The sequence below is a fragment of the Rhizobium ecuadorense genome, from assembly GCF_001187535.1.
Taxonomy (GTDB): Bacteria; Pseudomonadota; Alphaproteobacteria; order Rhizobiales; family Rhizobiaceae; genus Rhizobium; species Rhizobium ecuadorense.
This window is the reverse complement of sequence record NZ_LFIO01000064.1, coordinates 71,484-86,783: the sequence shown is the minus strand read 5'-3', so window position 1 is coordinate 86,783 and position 15,300 is coordinate 71,484. Positions and strand designations below refer to the sequence as shown.

Genomic DNA, 15,300 nt, shown 5'->3' with positions numbered 1-15,300 from the left:
CGCCGTCCGCAATACGGTTTTGGAAGAAGAGCGGACGGAGGTCCCGCGCTGTCTGGGCGCGCATTGACTCTTGCTTCCACTCGGACGAAAACAACGGTCGGCTACAGAGGAGATCCCGATGGCTAATGAGGAAAATACGGCGCCTATTCCTGAGGTTGCTGCTGCGAATACGCCACTTGAACCGTCTGTGGTCAAAAAGAGCCGGGCTCCACGGCCTCAGAAAGCCGCGGCAGATGCAACGACATCTGACAGTGCAAAATCTGGCAAATTGCCGAGAACTCGACGCAAGCGCAACAAGGACACCGGCGACCTCGAACCCGCTTCGGCTCCGGACAAAAGTGCCCCGAAGGCAGCTGCTCGATCTGCAGGCCGGGCAGTCAAGGCGACGCCATCACCTGTTGCAGCCCTCGACGAGATGGCTGATCTCCTCCAGCTTGAAGAAGAAAATAAGCGGCTGCGGAATCTGTTGGCCGAGAAGCTGCGCGGCGAAAACGCCGATTTGCGCAAACGATTGGGCCTTGACTGATTGCTTTCGACATCGGGGAGATCGTGAGATCGACCCCGATTTGCATTTTCGACCAGGGCATAGCACCAGCGGCGTGCAAGAGCCGCGTAAAATTGCCCACGCACCTGATGCGGATTGATCAAGGTCGTGTCGTATGAAATCGCCATGGAAATTTCTGACCGAGCTGACGTCTCGAGGGCGGCGAGCGGATATGTCCCCTGCGTCCCCCGCGCCTGTCGAAGATGATACGAACGGGCCCATTGCGACGTTCACCTCCGGCCCGCACGCAACGCCGCCAGCGGATGTGCGCGACGCTCAACAGCTTGATCGCCATCATGACAAGATGCCTCCTGAGGAGGCTGGCAATGGCGACATCATGTCCACCGTCTTGCAATCATCCAATCCCGATCGGCACGATCCATCGCCTGCTGATGCCGTTTCCGTCACGCCAGTGAACAAAGCGGTCGAAAGGTCGCCGCGGAAGCCTGTCGCAAAGTCTGGACGGAAAAACTCGCCCTCAAGCATGAAGAGCGTCACGGCCGCCAGAAGACAGCAAGCCGGACCGGCGACCAATGCGAACCGGGCCCTGCACGAGGAGATCAGTGCGCTTGACGAGGAGATTACCCGATTGAGAGGGCAATTGGCAGAAAAGCTTTATTTGCAAAATCTTCAGCTTAAAAGGATGCTCGAGCGATTCGATGCATCCTGACGTCCGCAAACGATCTCCAATACGGAACATACATGAAACCACAGCAGCGGAAATTTGTTGTTGAATTCAAATCGGGCCGCCGGCGGTCGCCGGTGCAACCAGATTCTATCTGGGGCAACACGGACCTCAAGGCGCTGGCGCGGGAGGCGGAATATGATGCGCCGCATCTTTTCGCGCCGTCTATCGTCTTGCAGAGTTCGGACGAACAGGACAGCCCTCAAGACGAGGGTGTGCCCACGCACCATCCGCGTCTGTCAAACGAGCGAGTGAATGGCGAACAAGTTCCCGAGGCCTCGGTAGCGACGCGACAACGCGAGGTGGCGGGCCAGGACGAGGGTGTCAAAGCTCCCACGCAGTCTTTGAAAGGTGAACCCTCCCTGAAGCGATCGACAGGAGTGAAAAAACGTCTGAGAAAGGTAGTTGCCGAGCGGCGCGAGAGAGCGACGCTGCCAACACATTCTGAGGGGCCTGAGCGTAAGTTTCGCGATGAATTGGATCTTCTCGACAAGGAGAACCAAGAGCTCAAGCGATTGTTGGTCGCGCATCTCGTTGACGAAAACGCAAGTCTTCGAGAGATGCTTTCACGGTTCGTGGCCTGATAGGGGCTGATCTAAAGCTACGGGCGAGGGTCTTGGCCTGCAGTGACATCCGTGGGCGGTGCTCGCTACAAAATCCCTGCTTGCGCATGACCGGCAGCACTGCACGGGTCGCGCTCATGGGACCCGTAAGGCCGCTGGCAAGCTGCAAGTCGACCTGGGCCGGTGTCAGTTCTTCGAAATATGCTGCAAGGAAGCTTGTCGCGTTGTTGACTGACACGTCGATGCGTCCGAAACGCTCGAGTGCCGCTTTAACAGCAGAGCCCGCGTCAGCCGGCTTCATCACGCGCGCCAATGTCGATAAACATTCAGTTGCCAAGCACGGCAGGTTACGTTGGCTCGGAGATAGTCGATCGCATCAAGATTATTTGCACTGGCGCAATATCGCGCGATAACTCCAGCTTATAGCCGCTCATCTCGTCAGCATTGCGACAGGGCGGCGACGAAGTTAAATGAACGAGGAAAGGGATACCGGTTGCGGGTTCATGTAAATCTTGCGCCTTGATCGTCCCATTTTATCACGGTCAGCAAGGAGGTGCATATGGCCTACGCGATAACGTTCGTTGACGATGAGGGTGTTGTAGAACGGAAAAAACAGGTCAGGCCCATTCATCTGGACTACATCATGCAGAACGAGCATCGCATTATCGCAAGTGGGGGCTTTTTTCCGGACGACGACGACTTTCCCAACGGTGGTCTCATTCTGCTGGATACCAACGTTCGACAGGAAGCGATCGATTACATTGAAAACGATCCTTTTTTTCTGAATGGCATTTTCAGCAAGTACACGGTGCGTCGGTGGAAGAAATTTATTTTTGACCATAAGCGCGTGCCGGCCTAAATGGCATTTGCCGTGTGCCGGATTCACAGCATGCGGTGTCGCAATGGATTGGCGACTAAGGCCACGGTGCCCACGACTTGATCGGGGCGCTGTGGCTGAATGACGCCATAGAATATACCCGCAAAGGCCGGGTTTTCCTTGAGCCCGAACGCATTTGTCGACTGACAAGCGAACGCTAATCGTCGTTCAGCCAACGTTTCACTCCGTCATGTTCGCCAGTGGTCATTTGGCTGCCTCAACGTTGACCGTGATGGCGCCGGGGCGATCGAAAATGGACATGTCGCCGGTCACCGTTCCCAGGATGACAATACCTGGCTGCGGGACCCGACCATTCCGATAGTAGATCACGAAATCGCGCGAACTCCTGAGCCTTCCTTGGACTACACTGTGTTGCGTCCGGTCTGGCTGACCGACACACTTTCTGAGGAGGTGGAACTGACGAAAAAGGGCGACCGTCGTACAAAGGCACGGAAACGTGGCGCGCCAGCCTTGCTGGTTTCGTTGCCAGTCTCGTCAGGCACCCGACGTCGTACATTAATGAGAACCTCGGGATCAGTCAGCCTCATACAGATGGCGCAAAAACCCGCGGCATATCTTTGATCTAGAAGCGGTCTTGCTCGACAAGGAAATGGGGCCTGCGGAGGCAGTCCCCATCGAGTTCACCTTAAGCGGATAGGTGCTGGTCGAAGAAGGACTGCAGCTTGTCGAATGGGATAATGTCCACCTTGTCGTAAAGATCGGTATGGCTCGCACCCGGGATGATGACGAGCTCCTTAGGTTCCGCCGCGGCCGCGTAGGCGGTCTGGGCAAAGTAGAGCGAGTGAGCCTTTTCGCCGTGGATGAAGAGGACCGGACGCGGGGAGATTTCCGCGATATAGGTCAAGATGGGCATGTTCATGAACGAGAGCGGTGTGGTCTGCGACCAAGCATTACCTGAGTTGACTGCGCGCTTATGATATCCGCGCGGCGTCGAGTAATAGTCGTGGTAGTCGATCATGAATTGCGGCGAATCTGCCGTGACGGCGGCGTTATATGCTGGCTGATAAGCCGGGGTTCCCTTTTCCGCATCCACCCAACGCTGGCGGCTCATCTGCTCCAGCGCCTGTGTGCGCTGTTCGAGAGTTACGCTGTCGTTGTAGCCCTTCGACATGACGCGGGTCATGTCGTACATCGTGCTGGCCACCACGGCCTTTACGCGCTTGTCCGAAGCGACGGCATTCAATGCCATACCGCCCCAGCCGCAAACACCGATGACGCCGATACGCTCGCGATCGACTTCGGGCCTCAGACCAATGAAGTCCACCGCTGCACTGAAATCCTCAGTATTGATGTCCGGCGAAGCGATATTGCGCGGTTCGCCGCTGCTTTCTCCCGTATAGGACGGATCGAATGCGAGAGTAATGAAGCCGCGTTCGGCCATGGTCTGTGCGTAGAGACCAGAGGATTGTTCCTTTACGGCGCCGAACGGGCCACCAACAACAATGGCCGGCAGCCGTCCGTTGCCCCGGTTCTTCGGCAGGTAGAGATCAGCCACCAATGTGATGCCGTAGCGGTTCTTGAACGTGATCTTTTCGTGATCGACCTTGTCGCTCTGGGGAAAAACCTTGTCCCATTCGTTTGAAATACTTTGGGCCGAAACATTTGATACAGTTAAGATTGAAGCGACGCTGACTGCGGCAACGCTTGCACCGGTCATCTTCAGCATGTTCCGGCGTCCAGCATCCGGCTTGTCCTGATAAGCGGCCACAGCGGTGGTGTCATTTTGATCTTTCATTGCAGTATCTCCGTTGAAGGTTCCATCCGACATGTAATCAACGAACAGCATGACGATTAGACCGCTAAAATCGCTTGTGGTCATTAGTCTGGCTCATCAATCGAGGAGTTCATCAAGGCTCGGCCCTGCAACCGGTTAGCAGCCTCAGGTCGTGAGAACTCCTTCCGCCGTGGCCGGCAATCGTCAATCGGTTGTGATCCGTTCAAAACAGCAAATTCCGCTACCGCAGAGCGCCTGGGGTCAGCCGCTCTGTTGATGCCGCTTCAGCCTATGAGACGTCACGAACGGCTACGTCCGAATTGACCGATGCGAACACATTTTTTGGCATTGCGAATGCGCACGATCCGACCAAAGCGTCCGCTCAGCATGAGAAGGCCAGCGTATTCTCAAGCGACGTTACAGTGGCGCCGTCAATGGAAGGTTCTGCCGCCATCCACAGCGAGCGTCGCACCGGTGACATAGGATGATTCCAGCGATGTCAGAAACAGCATGGCCCTGGCAATTTCTGCCGGAGCGGCAATCCTTTTCAAAGCGTAATTACCGACGTTGGCGCGGAACCCATCCGCCATGGGCGTATCCACCATGCCAGGACAGACGCAATTCACACGAACGTTGGGGGCAAGATCCGCGGCAAGCGCCTTCGTCAGTGCGATGACCCCGCCTTTCGAAGCAGCATAGGCCGCAAGGCCGGGTGCATTCGGCAAAAGTCCCGCTCCAGAGGCAACGTTCACGATCGTTGAGAACTCGTTGCGTCTCAGCCATGGCAGGCAGGACTGAATAACAAAAAAGCTTCCGGAGAGATTGACATCGATGACCTGACGCCAGATTTGGGGTGAGAGTTCGGCGGTTGGTCCGGTAACCATGATGCCGGCCGCATTGATCACGCCATCGATGCCACCGGTGGTTTTCCCAGCGTGAGCGATGACCTCTGCGACCTTCTCCTCCCGCGTAATGTCAACGCCGGCGATGACTGCGTCAAGACCTTCAAAGGCCGTCCGCAGCGCGTCGACGTTTCGATCGAGAAGGATGACTTTTGCACCTTCTTCGATGAATAAGCCCGCCGTCACCCGCCCGATTCCGGAGGCGGCCCCTGTGATCACGATCCGCCGGCCGGCAAGGCGAGCGTTATTGGAAGGCTTCGAGGGGTTGTCTGGCATGATCGTCGTTCCAAAGTTTTCAATATTGCAAAGGTCGTGGCGGACGACGGCGTGAGTGGGCGGTAAATCAACCCGTACAATTGCTTGCGAAGCCCAGAGTTCAGCTCGTCCGCGCCACGTCGAAGGTCTATTCGATCATAGAGGCCATAAAGAAGCGAGGCGAAATCAATGCTCGAAATCACGCACGTATAATCAGAAATTGTACCCTTGGCACAACACAAGGACCCATTCATGCACGCCACCTTGACAGGACCAAGGTGCCGGCCGCAATCCGTTTGATCAAACGCGCGCGTGAACTCAGCACGTCCGATTGATGAACCAGATCGATAACTGCAAGAAATGTAACTTACCTAATCATTCCTCTCCTGCGCACTACCTTGCTCGATGGTGTGCGTTACTTGCGCCGAACAAACGCAATGGAGCCGGAAATGCAAAGCCCCATCCAACTCGAGATATCCCGCCGAAACTTACTGATCTCATCGGCCGCGACGCTCGCCGTCTCGGGCGCTGCGACAGGTCAGGCGGCGGCGCAGACAGAGGGAGAAACCGTGCAGCACATGTCGAAGCTGACACTGACGGTCAACGGTGAAAGCCGCGACCTTGATGTCGACAATCGAACGACGCTCCTCGATGCACTCCGCGAGCATCTTCACCTGACCGGCACGAAGAAGGGTTGCGATCACGGCCAATGCGGGGCCTGCACCGTCATGGTCGATGGTCGTCGCGTCAATTCCTGTCTGACCCTCGCGGTGATGCACGAGGGCGACCAGGTGACGACGATCGAAGGACTTGGCAAACCAGGTGCGCTCCACCCCATGCAGGCGGCTTTTGTCAAGCATGACGGGTTCCAATGCGGATACTGTACGCCTGGACAGATCTGTTCCTCCGTGGCGCTGTTGGAAGAAATCAAGGCCAACATCCCCAGCCACGTCACCGGCGACCTGACGGTCCAAGCCGTGGTCACTCCCACCGAAATCCGTGAGCGTATGAGCGGCAATATCTGTCGTTGCGGCGCCTATTCCAACATCGTCGATGCCATCGTCGAAGCTGCGGGGACAAAAGCATGAGAGCCTTTTCCTATGAACGCGCTGGGTCTGTCGAGGCCGCGGTAAAAGCCGCCGCCTCCAATCCGGACGCGAAATTCATCGCTGGCGGAACCAATCTGCTCGACCTGATGAAGCTCGAGATTGAAACACCGACGCACTTGATCGACGTCAATGGACTGAGACTGGACACGATCGAGACCACGCCCGACGGCGGCCTGCGGATCGGCGCCCTCGTTCGCAACACCGATCTTGCCACGCACGAAACCGTCCGGCGCAACTACGCGCTGGTGTCGAGGGCACTGGTCGCAGGCGCTTCGGGCCAGTTGCGGAACAAGGCAACGACGGCGGGAAACCTGCTGCAACGCACGCGCTGTCCTTATTTTTATGACACCAACCAACCGTGCAACAAGCGAAAGCCCGGCAGTGGCTGCTCCGCCATCGGCGGTTTTTCGCGCCAGCATGCGGTCGTGGGTGTCAGCGATGCCTGCATCGCCACTCATCCAAGCGATATGGCCATCGCCATGCAGACACTCGATGCCGCGGTCGAAACTGTCAAGGCCGACGGCACGCGTCGCTCGATCCCGCTAGCCGACTTTCACACTTTGCCAGGCGACACACCGCACATCGAGACGGTGTTGGAGCGTGGCGAGATTATCACGGCGGTGTTGCTGCCGCCACCGATTGGAGGCAAGCAGATTTATCGGAAGGTTCGCGATCGTGCGTCTTACGCGTTTGCCGTGATCTCGGTTGGGGCCGTCCTGCAGTCGGATGGAACCGGCCGCGTTGCCGTTGGCGGTGTTGCCCACAAGCCGTGGCGCGTGAGGGAAGCCGATGCGGCACTTCCAAACGGTGCACAGGCAGCCGCGCGCTCATTGCTTGCTGATGCGCATCCGACTGAACAGAACCGGTTCAAGCTCGATCTGGTCGAGCGCACGCTCGGCGCAGTGATCGCTGAAGCAAGGGGTTAAGTCATGCAGTTCGACACACCAGCTACCACCAATCCGATCGACCGCATGAAGGTGGTCGGCCAGCCAATACTGCGGATCGACGGCGAGTTGAAGACCACCGGACGGGCGATGTATGCCTATGAATGGCACGATACCAACACGCGCTATGCCTACGGATATCCCCTAGGGGCAGCGATCGCCAAGGGCCGTATCAGGGCGATGGACGTCACCGCCGCCAAACGGGCACCGGGCGTTCTTGCGGTCGTCACCACACTCGATGTCGGCGAGCGCAAAAAAGGCAAGTTCAATACCGCCAATCTGTTTGGCGGCGATCTGGTCCAACACTATCATCAGGCGATAGCCGTGGTCGTGGCCGAAAGCTTCGAGCAGGCGCGTGCCGCCGCAGCACTCATCAAGGTCGATTATGCGGAAGAAGAGGGCGTCTTCGATCTTCGGGAGGCGATGGATAACGCCGTCAAACCTGAAACAGGGGATCCGGATTCGAAAGCCGGCGATTTCGACGCCGCTTTCAAGGCCGCACCTGTGACGTTCGATGAGACCTACGCCACGCCCGACCAGTCCCATGCGATGATGGAACCGCACGCCTCTATTGCCGTCTGGGAAGGTGACGAATTGACGTTGTGGACGTCGAGCCAGATGATCGATTGGTGGCGCGCCGACCTTGCGACGACGCTCGACATCGACAAGGATAAAATCCATCTGATGTCGCCGTTCATCGGCGGTGGTTTCGGCGGCAAGCTTTTCTTGCGTGCCGACGCCGTGCTGGCCTCCTTTGCAGCACAGGCCGCCAAGCGGCCGGTCAAAGTCGCGTTGCCTCGGCCTTTGATGATGAACAACACCACACATAGACCCGCGACCATTCAGCGGGTGCGCATCGGCGCCGAACGCGACGGCAAGATTACGGCGATTGCACATGAAAGTTGGTCGGGCGACCAGAAAGGCGGGCAGCCGGAGGCGGCCGTGATGCAAACACGTTTGCTCTATGCCGGTGAGAACCGCATGACCGCCATGCGTCTTGCTACGCTCGATCTTCCCGAGGGAAACGCCATGCGCGCGCCTGGTGAAGCGCCGGGTCTGATGGCGCTCGAAATCGCCATGGACGAGATGGCTGACAAGCTCGGCATGGATCCGGTGGCCTTCCGGATCCTCAACGATACACAGGTCGACCCTGAAAAAACCGAGCGGCCGTTTTCTTACAGAAATCTCAACGGATGCTTGGAGCTCGGCGCAGAGCGCTTTGGCTGGGGCGCACGTGGTCGGCCGGGCGCCCGCCGGGAAGGCAATTGGTTGGTCGGGATGGGCGTGGCTGCGGCATTCCGCAACAATATTCACCTTCCGTCGGGTGCGCGGGTTCGGTTGAATGCCGACGGTATTGTCACTGTCGAAACGGACATGACCGATATTGGCACGGGAAGCTATACAATTATCGCCCAGACCGCCGCCGAGATGATGGGACTTACGATCGACAGGGTTGCCGTGCAACTGGGCGACTCGCGTTTCCCGGTCTCTGCGGGTTCCGGCGGTCAGTTCGGCGCCAACTGTTCGACATCAGGGGTCTATGCGGCCTGTGTCAAGCTTCGCGAGGCCATTGCACGAAAACTGGGCTTCAACTCCGCGGACGCCGTCTTTGAAAACGGCACCGTGCGCTTGGGCAATCGCGCTGTTCCGCTCGCGCAAGCCGCAGGGCCAGAGGGTCTGGTCGGCGAGGACACGATGCAGTGGGGGAAGCTGACTGAAACGCACCAGCAATCAACCTTCGGGGCCCATTTCGTCGAGGTTGGTGTCGATGCCGCAACCGGCGAAAGCCGCATTCGCCGGATGCTGGCAGTCTGTGCGGCAGGACGAATTCTCAATCCGGTCACGGCCCGCAGCCAGGTCATTGGTGCAATGACCATGGGAGCGGGCGGCGCGCTGTCCGAGGAACTGGCGGTCGATACGCGTCGCGGCTTCTTCGTCAATCATGATCTCGCGGGTTACGAAGTTGCAGTTCACGCCGATATTCCCCATCAGGAGGTCGTGTTCATGGACGAGACCGACCCGATGTCGTCTCCGATGAAAGCCAAAGGCGTCGGCGAGCTTGGTCTGTGCGGCGTATCCGCTGCCATTGCAAACGCCATCTTTAACGCCACCGGCGTCAGGGTCAGGCATTACCCGATTACGCTGGACAAGCTGATTGGCGGGCTCCCGAACGTGGCCTAATGGGGCGCAACTCTGGCGGCCGGGTTTTAAAACCCGCCGCCACCTTTCAAGGACCTAGCCTTTGGACAATTGGTTTGCTCTCACATCGCTGCCAACGCCCACAAGGGCACTGGTAACCGATGATCTGATTGACGTCCTGAACTTCGCTGTCGAATCCTTCGCGCAAGGCAAAGTTGCGATTGCGACCCTCGTCGATATCCGCGGCGGTGCAGCCCGCGCGATGGGATCGCACGTTGTCGTGGCGGCCGACGGCAGCTTTTGCGGTTACGTCTCCGGCGGATGCGTCGAAGCTGCCGTCGCAGCGGAGGCGCTTCTGGCCATGGACGAAGGACGAGACAGGCGAGTGATGTTCGGCGACGGGTCGCCTTTCATTGATATCGTTCTTCCCTGCGGCGGCGGCATTACCGTCCTGATCCACGTTCTGCGCGAAATCCGCGGGATCGTTGAGGTGCTTGACAGGTTGAGGCAACGCCACGCAGTTGGCTTGCGCTATGTGTCTAAGACACAGATGCTTGCACCTGTTGATCCGGTTCCACGCTCCGGCTGGCAGGGCGACGACTTTGTGACCGTCTACCGGCCGTCCACACGCGTGATCCTGTCCGGTCAGACCGTCGAAGCACAGACCACGGCGCGCCTGGCCAAGGCGACTGGCTATGACGTGATCATGACGGGCGCGGGGGAGGCGGCTCGGTTGGGCGATGACATCGATGCCTATACCGCAATTATCCTGCTGCACCACGACCTGGATCAGGAAGAAGCGCTTCTTAGCCTCGCGCTACAGACGCCGGCCTTTTACATCGGCGCGCTGGGCAGCACGCGAACGCACAGGCGACGGGTCGATCGGTTGAAGAAAGCCGGCTTCGGCGACACCGAACTGCCGCGCATCAGGGCGCCAATTGGTGTGTTTGGACCGACGCGAGACGCGTCCTCCCTGGCTCTTTCCGTGCTGGCTGACGTCGCTGCAACCAGGCTCATGGTGTACGCATGACAATGTCTGCAGAAAACAGGGTGCTCGATCGGCCTGGACTTTCAGGCACGATGGAGCCCATGCGGGTTCCGGCTGCGATGATCGACCCGTTTCAAAGGGCGATCACCTATTTGCGCGTGTCGGTCACCGACCGCTGCGATTATCGCTGCACCTATTGTATGGCCGAGAACATGAGCTTTCTGCCGAAAAAGGATCTTTTGACGCTTGAGGAGCTCAACCGTCTCTGCGCTGCCTTCATTGCCAAGGGCGTCCGAAAGATGCGGCTAACGGGCGGAGAACCCTTGGTACGCAAGAATATCATGCACCTGGTCCGCACCCTGGGCAAACGGCTGGGGTCAGGTCTGGACGAGTTGACGTTGACCACCAATGGCTCCCAGCTCGCACGCTTTGCCGATGAACTCTACGACTGCGGGGTCAGACGCATCAATGTGTCTCTCGATACGCTGGACCCAGTCAAGTTTCACCAAATCACCCGCCGGGGCGACTTAGACGAGGTCATGGAAGGCATCGACGCCTGCCAAAAAGCAGGATTGAAGATCAAGCTCAATGCCGTGGCGCTCAAGGGCTTCAACGACGCCGAGATGCCTGACATGATCCGTTTCGCCCACGGCCGCGGCATGGACCTGACCGTGATCGAGACGATGCCAATGGGCGAGGTCGAGGAAGACCGTACGGACCGATATCTACCTTTGTCCAAACTCCGCGCCGATCTCGAGCAGCAATTCACCTTGACCGACACTGGCTACCGAACCGGCGGCCCGGCACGCTATGTTCGCGTCAAGGAAACCGGCGGCCGCTTGGGTTTCATCACACCGATGACCCACAATTTCTGCGAAAGTTGTAATCGGGTCCGCCTGACCTGCACCGGTATGCTCTATATGTGCCTTGGCCAGAACGATGCCGCAGATCTGCGCTCGACACTCCGCGCAACGCAGGACCACGATGCGCTCCATGCCGCTATCGACGAGGCAATCGCGCGCAAGCCAAGAGGCCATGACTTCATCATCGACCGGACGCAGAACAGACCGGCGGTCCCCCGGCATATGAGCGTTACAGGAGGCTAAGTCATCACGGATTGATGAGCCATTTTCATATCTGCATGCGGATGGTGGGCGCTAATCAATGACTGGTGTTTCCGCTACTGTACCTACAGTGCATCGGCAGGGTGCCATTTGTTGAACGAAGGTGACCGGGGGAAGAAGGGACAGATCATGGGTAACAATCTCATCGGCGATATCATGCTTGGCGCCACCGCTGCTTTTATTGTCCTCGTCGGGACCACATTTCTCCTGTTTTGCTTCGGCGAAGCCAGCCTGTAATGACGACTGGTGGCGCCACTCATGCGCTCAGCAGATCTGCCCGGCCCTGTGTTCTCCAAAGGGTGAGCGTGAGTGGCATGGGCATTCCTTGATCGGCGCCCGTCAAAGATGATGGACGCATCAGATCCCCACGAGATGTAAGGCAAAGAAGATGGCATTTGAAAGCACTGGGGTGACGCGAAGGCGGGTGATGGCAATGGCCTTGGCGGCCCCTGCGCTTGCCCTCCCGCAGGCGAACCCCGCGGTTGTTTCAGCGAAGGAGACTAATATGAAAGTGGAGTTCTCGTTCTCGGACTTCGTCTTCACCGCGACGCTTGAGGACAATCCGTCAGCGCGCGATCTGGCATCGATGATGCCACTCGACCTGACGATCGACGATTATTCCACCAACGAAAAAATTGCCTACCTGCCGCGAAAGCTCACCGAAGAAGGCCGCGCGGCATTCGGCAATGAGGCTCTTGGAGACCTCTGCTACTATGCGCCATGGGGTAATCTGGTCTTCTACTATGAGCGATATCAATACGGCAGCGGGTTAATCCGGCTCGGCCGCTTGGACAATGGGTTTGCACCGCTGCTCACCCGCGGCGCGTTTCCGCTGAAAGCCAGACTTTTGGCGTAAGGGCCGACGGCGGCCACGTTCTGTCCGCCTATCACTGAATCCTGAAAAAACAACCGGATCGGTCGCCATGCAACCGGTCGATGCTCATGCGCCGAAACTGCGCCGGTTACGCGCCGTGGCGAAGGGCTGCGCCGTAACTAGGAGAACCAGTCAATGTTGATGAAATCAGCGCCTCGCGACTATACAGCGGCCAATTGGAGCGCGGTCGTGGCTATGTCGCTTTGCGTGTTTGTTCTGATCGCATCCGAATTTCTTCCCGTCAGCCTCTTGACGCCGATCGCCGGTGAACTGGCGCTCAGCGAGGGACAAGCTGGCCAGGCGATCTCGATCTCCGGGCTGTTTGCGGTGGTGACCAGCCTGTTCATCTCCTATCTGTCTCGGACGATTGATCGCAAGATCGTGCTTTTGTCACTGACCGGTCTGATGTGCGGATCCGGTATGGTTGTTGCGCTGGCACCAAACTATCCCGTGCTCATGTTTGGCCGGGCACTTCTCGGCATTGTCATCGGCGGCTTCTGGTCGATGTCGACAGCGACCGTCATGCGTCTCGTTCCTGAGGAAACCGTGCCCAAGGCACTCGCTTTTCTCAATGGCGGCAACGCTCTTGCGGCAACCATTGCAGCCCCACTCGGCAGCTTTCTCGGCGGATTGATCGGTTGGCGCGGCGCATTTTTCTGCGTGGTTCCTCTCGCAGCGATTGCTGCTGTTTGGCTGGCTTTCTCCCTGCCACGGATGCAAGGCGGCAGCGCGTCAGGCGCCACGGCGACATTCCGGCTTCTTGCCAGACCCATGGTCGCGATCGCTATGGCCGCGGTCCTGTTCCTGTTCATGGGCCAATTCGCACTCTTCACCTATCTGCGACCGTTCCTTGAAACAGTCGCGCACGTCGATGTCCCCACGCTTTCCCTGCTCCTCCTTATCGTTGGCGTGTCAAGTCTTGCCGGAACAATGATCATCGGGCCGGTTTTGCACAAAAGCTTATACGGTGTTCTCGTTCTTGCCCCAATCTTTATGGCGGTCATCGCATGCTTGCTGACTGTGTTCGGGAACACGGCGATCGCCGCCGGAGCGCTGCTGAGTGCTTGGGGCCTTGTGACTTGTGGCTCGGTGGGTTGGGGCGTGTGGATCTCACGCACGCTGCCCCGCGACGCGGAGACGGCTGGCGGACTAATGGTGGCGACCATTCAATCCGCCATCACGCTCGGCGCAACGATCGGCGGGCTGCTGTTTGACGCCAGTGGTTACCAGACCACGTTTTTGACCAGCGCCGGCATCTTGCTGGCGGGCGCCATGCTTGCTCACGTCTCGCGCGCAGTCTCGCGAAACGCGACCTGACTTAAGATCAAACGGCGCTCAACCGATCGGTTGAGGGGTCCTTTATCCAGGCCATGCGTGCTGACCGGCACCCTCAAAACACTTGGGAGAACCGTGGGGGGTCTTGTCAGGGTATAACGCCGTTTAATACCCGCCACCCTCTTAAACATCACGTCCATCATATTGATTTATAACACCGTTTTCAATCGCGCACGCAAGTACGCGTGATGGAATCGGCAGCGATGCTCAACGCCCGTCCGTTGACAAAAACTGGTGCACTACCAATACCGTTGCCTTGCGAGCGGAGGATGCTTGCTAACCCATCTGCGGTCGTCAGTCAGGCAAGAGACCGGATCGGTATGTCGGCGCATGCGCCATCAGTGGAGGAAATGATGAATAGATTTGAAGGCCGTGCTGTGATGGTAACCGGAGCGGGAAGCGGCATTGGCGCTGCCTGCGTTCGCCGCCTGCATTCGGAGGGCGCCGATGTGGTTGCGATCGACGTGACAGGCCAGGCCGTCGACAAGATCGTCGCTGAGTTTGACGGTAGCCCGCGCGTCAGGGGTGCTGTGCTTGACGTCTGCGACCACTCGGCAGCGTTGGCGCTTGCCGCAGAGACCCGCATGCGGCTTGGTCGGCTGAACGGCCTGGTCAATTGCGCAGGCATTACCGGCGTCGCCAACATTCTGGATGTCGAACCGGAAAAGCTCGAGCGCGTCCTGGCGGTCAATTTCGGTGGCACCGTGAATATGTGTCAGGCTTTTGTAAGGGCAGTTCAAGACGACAAGGGGCCGCGCGCCATTGTCAATATTTCATCAGGCGCAGGCGTCATGGGCGTGGCGAACCGACTACCCTATGTCGCTTCCAAATTCGCAGTCTCGGGCATCACCAAATCGATGTCCCCGGAACTGGGCCCGCTTGGCATCCGCGTCAATGCCGTGGCACCTGGCATGACCAACACGCCGCTTGTTGAATACATGCTGAAGGATCCGCAAGCCGTGGCACGCATCAAAGCCGCCCATCCGATCGGACGCATGGGCGAACCCGAAGAGATTGCCGCGGTCATTGTTTTCCTCTTGACCGACGATGCCAGCTTCATGACTGGCGCGATCGTCTCCGTCGATGGCGGCCAGACAGCCTGCCTGTAAGCGGTCAGTGCCAGCACGCACGCCGGGCAATTCGACGTGACAAAGCGCAGCCGTGCGCAACATAGCCGGCACATCGAGCAACGGGCCATCCAGACAACGCAACTGGGTGCCCGCACA

General features: G+C 58.4%; 15 protein-coding genes and 1 pseudogene. 13 read left to right on the top strand and 3 right to left on the bottom strand.

From position 1 onward, the window contains the following. Window positions 1-118 precede the first annotated feature (118 nt). The 3 genes from AF337_RS02960 (at window position 119) to AF337_RS41655 (ending at window position 1,813) form a co-directional block, all read left to right on the top strand. Entirely contained in the window at window positions 119-526 is a 408-nt protein-coding gene (locus AF337_RS02960) for a hypothetical protein (RefSeq protein ID WP_049730990.1), read from the top strand. A 190-nt stretch (window positions 527-716) separates the two neighbouring features. Further along, window positions 717-1,214, top strand: coding sequence for a hypothetical protein (locus AF337_RS41660; protein ID WP_152970872.1), 498 nt, complete (start codon window positions 717-719; stop codon window positions 1,212-1,214). Window positions 1,215-1,246: 32 nt separating this feature from the next. Beyond that, window positions 1,247-1,813, top strand: a complete 567-nt coding sequence (locus AF337_RS41655; RefSeq protein WP_049730988.1) for a hypothetical protein — start codon at window positions 1,247-1,249, stop codon at window positions 1,811-1,813. Between the two features lie 73 nt (window positions 1,814-1,886). On the opposite strand, the pseudogene AF337_RS39520 reads toward AF337_RS41655, so the two are convergent. Next, window positions 1,887-2,096, bottom strand: a pseudogene (locus AF337_RS39520) (SDR family NAD(P)-dependent oxidoreductase); the annotation flags it as partial. Between the two features lie 255 nt (window positions 2,097-2,351). Here AF337_RS39520 and AF337_RS02945 point away from each other — a divergent pair. After that, a complete protein-coding gene (locus tag AF337_RS02945) occupies window positions 2,352-2,651 on the top strand; it encodes a YciI family protein (protein ID WP_049730987.1) in 300 nt (99 codons plus the stop codon). Window positions 2,652-3,315: 664 nt separating this feature from the next. Here the strand turns inward: AF337_RS02945 and AF337_RS02940 are convergent. Beyond that, window positions 3,316-4,425, bottom strand: a complete 1,110-nt coding sequence (locus tag AF337_RS02940) for an alpha/beta hydrolase (protein ID WP_049730986.1) — start codon at window positions 4,423-4,425, stop codon at window positions 3,316-3,318. 410 nt (window positions 4,426-4,835) lie between these two features. Continuing rightward, window positions 4,836-5,582: an SDR family NAD(P)-dependent oxidoreductase gene (locus AF337_RS02935; RefSeq protein ID WP_049730985.1), complete on the bottom strand. Its 747-nt coding sequence runs from the start codon at window positions 5,580-5,582 to the stop codon at window positions 4,836-4,838. Between the two features lie 416 nt (window positions 5,583-5,998). Here AF337_RS02935 and paoA point away from each other — a divergent pair, with 416 nt between their 5' ends. The 9 genes from paoA (at window position 5,999) to AF337_RS02895 (ending at window position 15,183) form a co-directional block, all read left to right on the top strand. After that, a complete protein-coding gene (gene paoA, locus AF337_RS02930; protein ID WP_152970871.1) occupies window positions 5,999-6,649 on the top strand; it encodes an aldehyde dehydrogenase iron-sulfur subunit PaoA in 651 nt (216 codons plus the stop codon). After that, entirely contained in the window at window positions 6,646-7,596 is a 951-nt protein-coding gene (locus AF337_RS02925; RefSeq protein WP_049730984.1) for an FAD binding domain-containing protein, read from the top strand. The genes paoA and AF337_RS02925 overlap by 4 nt, the downstream gene beginning before the upstream one ends. 3 nt (window positions 7,597-7,599) lie before the next feature. Next, window positions 7,600-9,795, top strand: a complete 2,196-nt coding sequence (gene paoC / locus AF337_RS02920) for an aldehyde oxidoreductase molybdenum-binding subunit PaoC (RefSeq protein ID WP_049730983.1) — start codon at window positions 7,600-7,602, stop codon at window positions 9,793-9,795. 61 nt (window positions 9,796-9,856) lie between these two features. Continuing rightward, complete coding sequence (locus AF337_RS02915) at window positions 9,857-10,783, top strand: XdhC family protein (protein WP_049730982.1); 927 nt, start codon at window positions 9,857-9,859, stop codon at window positions 10,781-10,783. A 50-nt stretch (window positions 10,784-10,833) separates the two neighbouring features. Next, a complete protein-coding gene (gene moaA / locus AF337_RS02910) occupies window positions 10,834-11,847 on the top strand; it encodes a GTP 3',8-cyclase MoaA (protein ID WP_049730981.1) in 1,014 nt (337 codons plus the stop codon). 111 nt (window positions 11,848-11,958) lie between these two features. Next, window positions 11,959-12,102, top strand: a complete 144-nt coding sequence (locus AF337_RS43115) for a hypothetical protein (protein ID WP_160320232.1) — start codon at window positions 11,959-11,961, stop codon at window positions 12,100-12,102. A 151-nt stretch (window positions 12,103-12,253) separates the two neighbouring features. After that, window positions 12,254-12,721 (top strand): cyclophilin-like fold protein, encoded by a 468-nt coding sequence (locus tag AF337_RS02905; protein WP_167347723.1) that lies wholly within the window; start codon window positions 12,254-12,256, stop codon window positions 12,719-12,721. 153 nt (window positions 12,722-12,874) lie between these two features. After that, a complete protein-coding gene (locus AF337_RS02900) occupies window positions 12,875-14,056 on the top strand; it encodes an MFS transporter (RefSeq protein WP_049730979.1) in 1,182 nt (393 codons plus the stop codon). Window positions 14,057-14,427: 371 nt separating this feature from the next. Continuing rightward, entirely contained in the window at window positions 14,428-15,183 is a 756-nt protein-coding gene (locus AF337_RS02895) for an SDR family NAD(P)-dependent oxidoreductase (RefSeq protein ID WP_049730978.1), read from the top strand. Window positions 15,184-15,300: the final 117 nt, after the last annotated feature.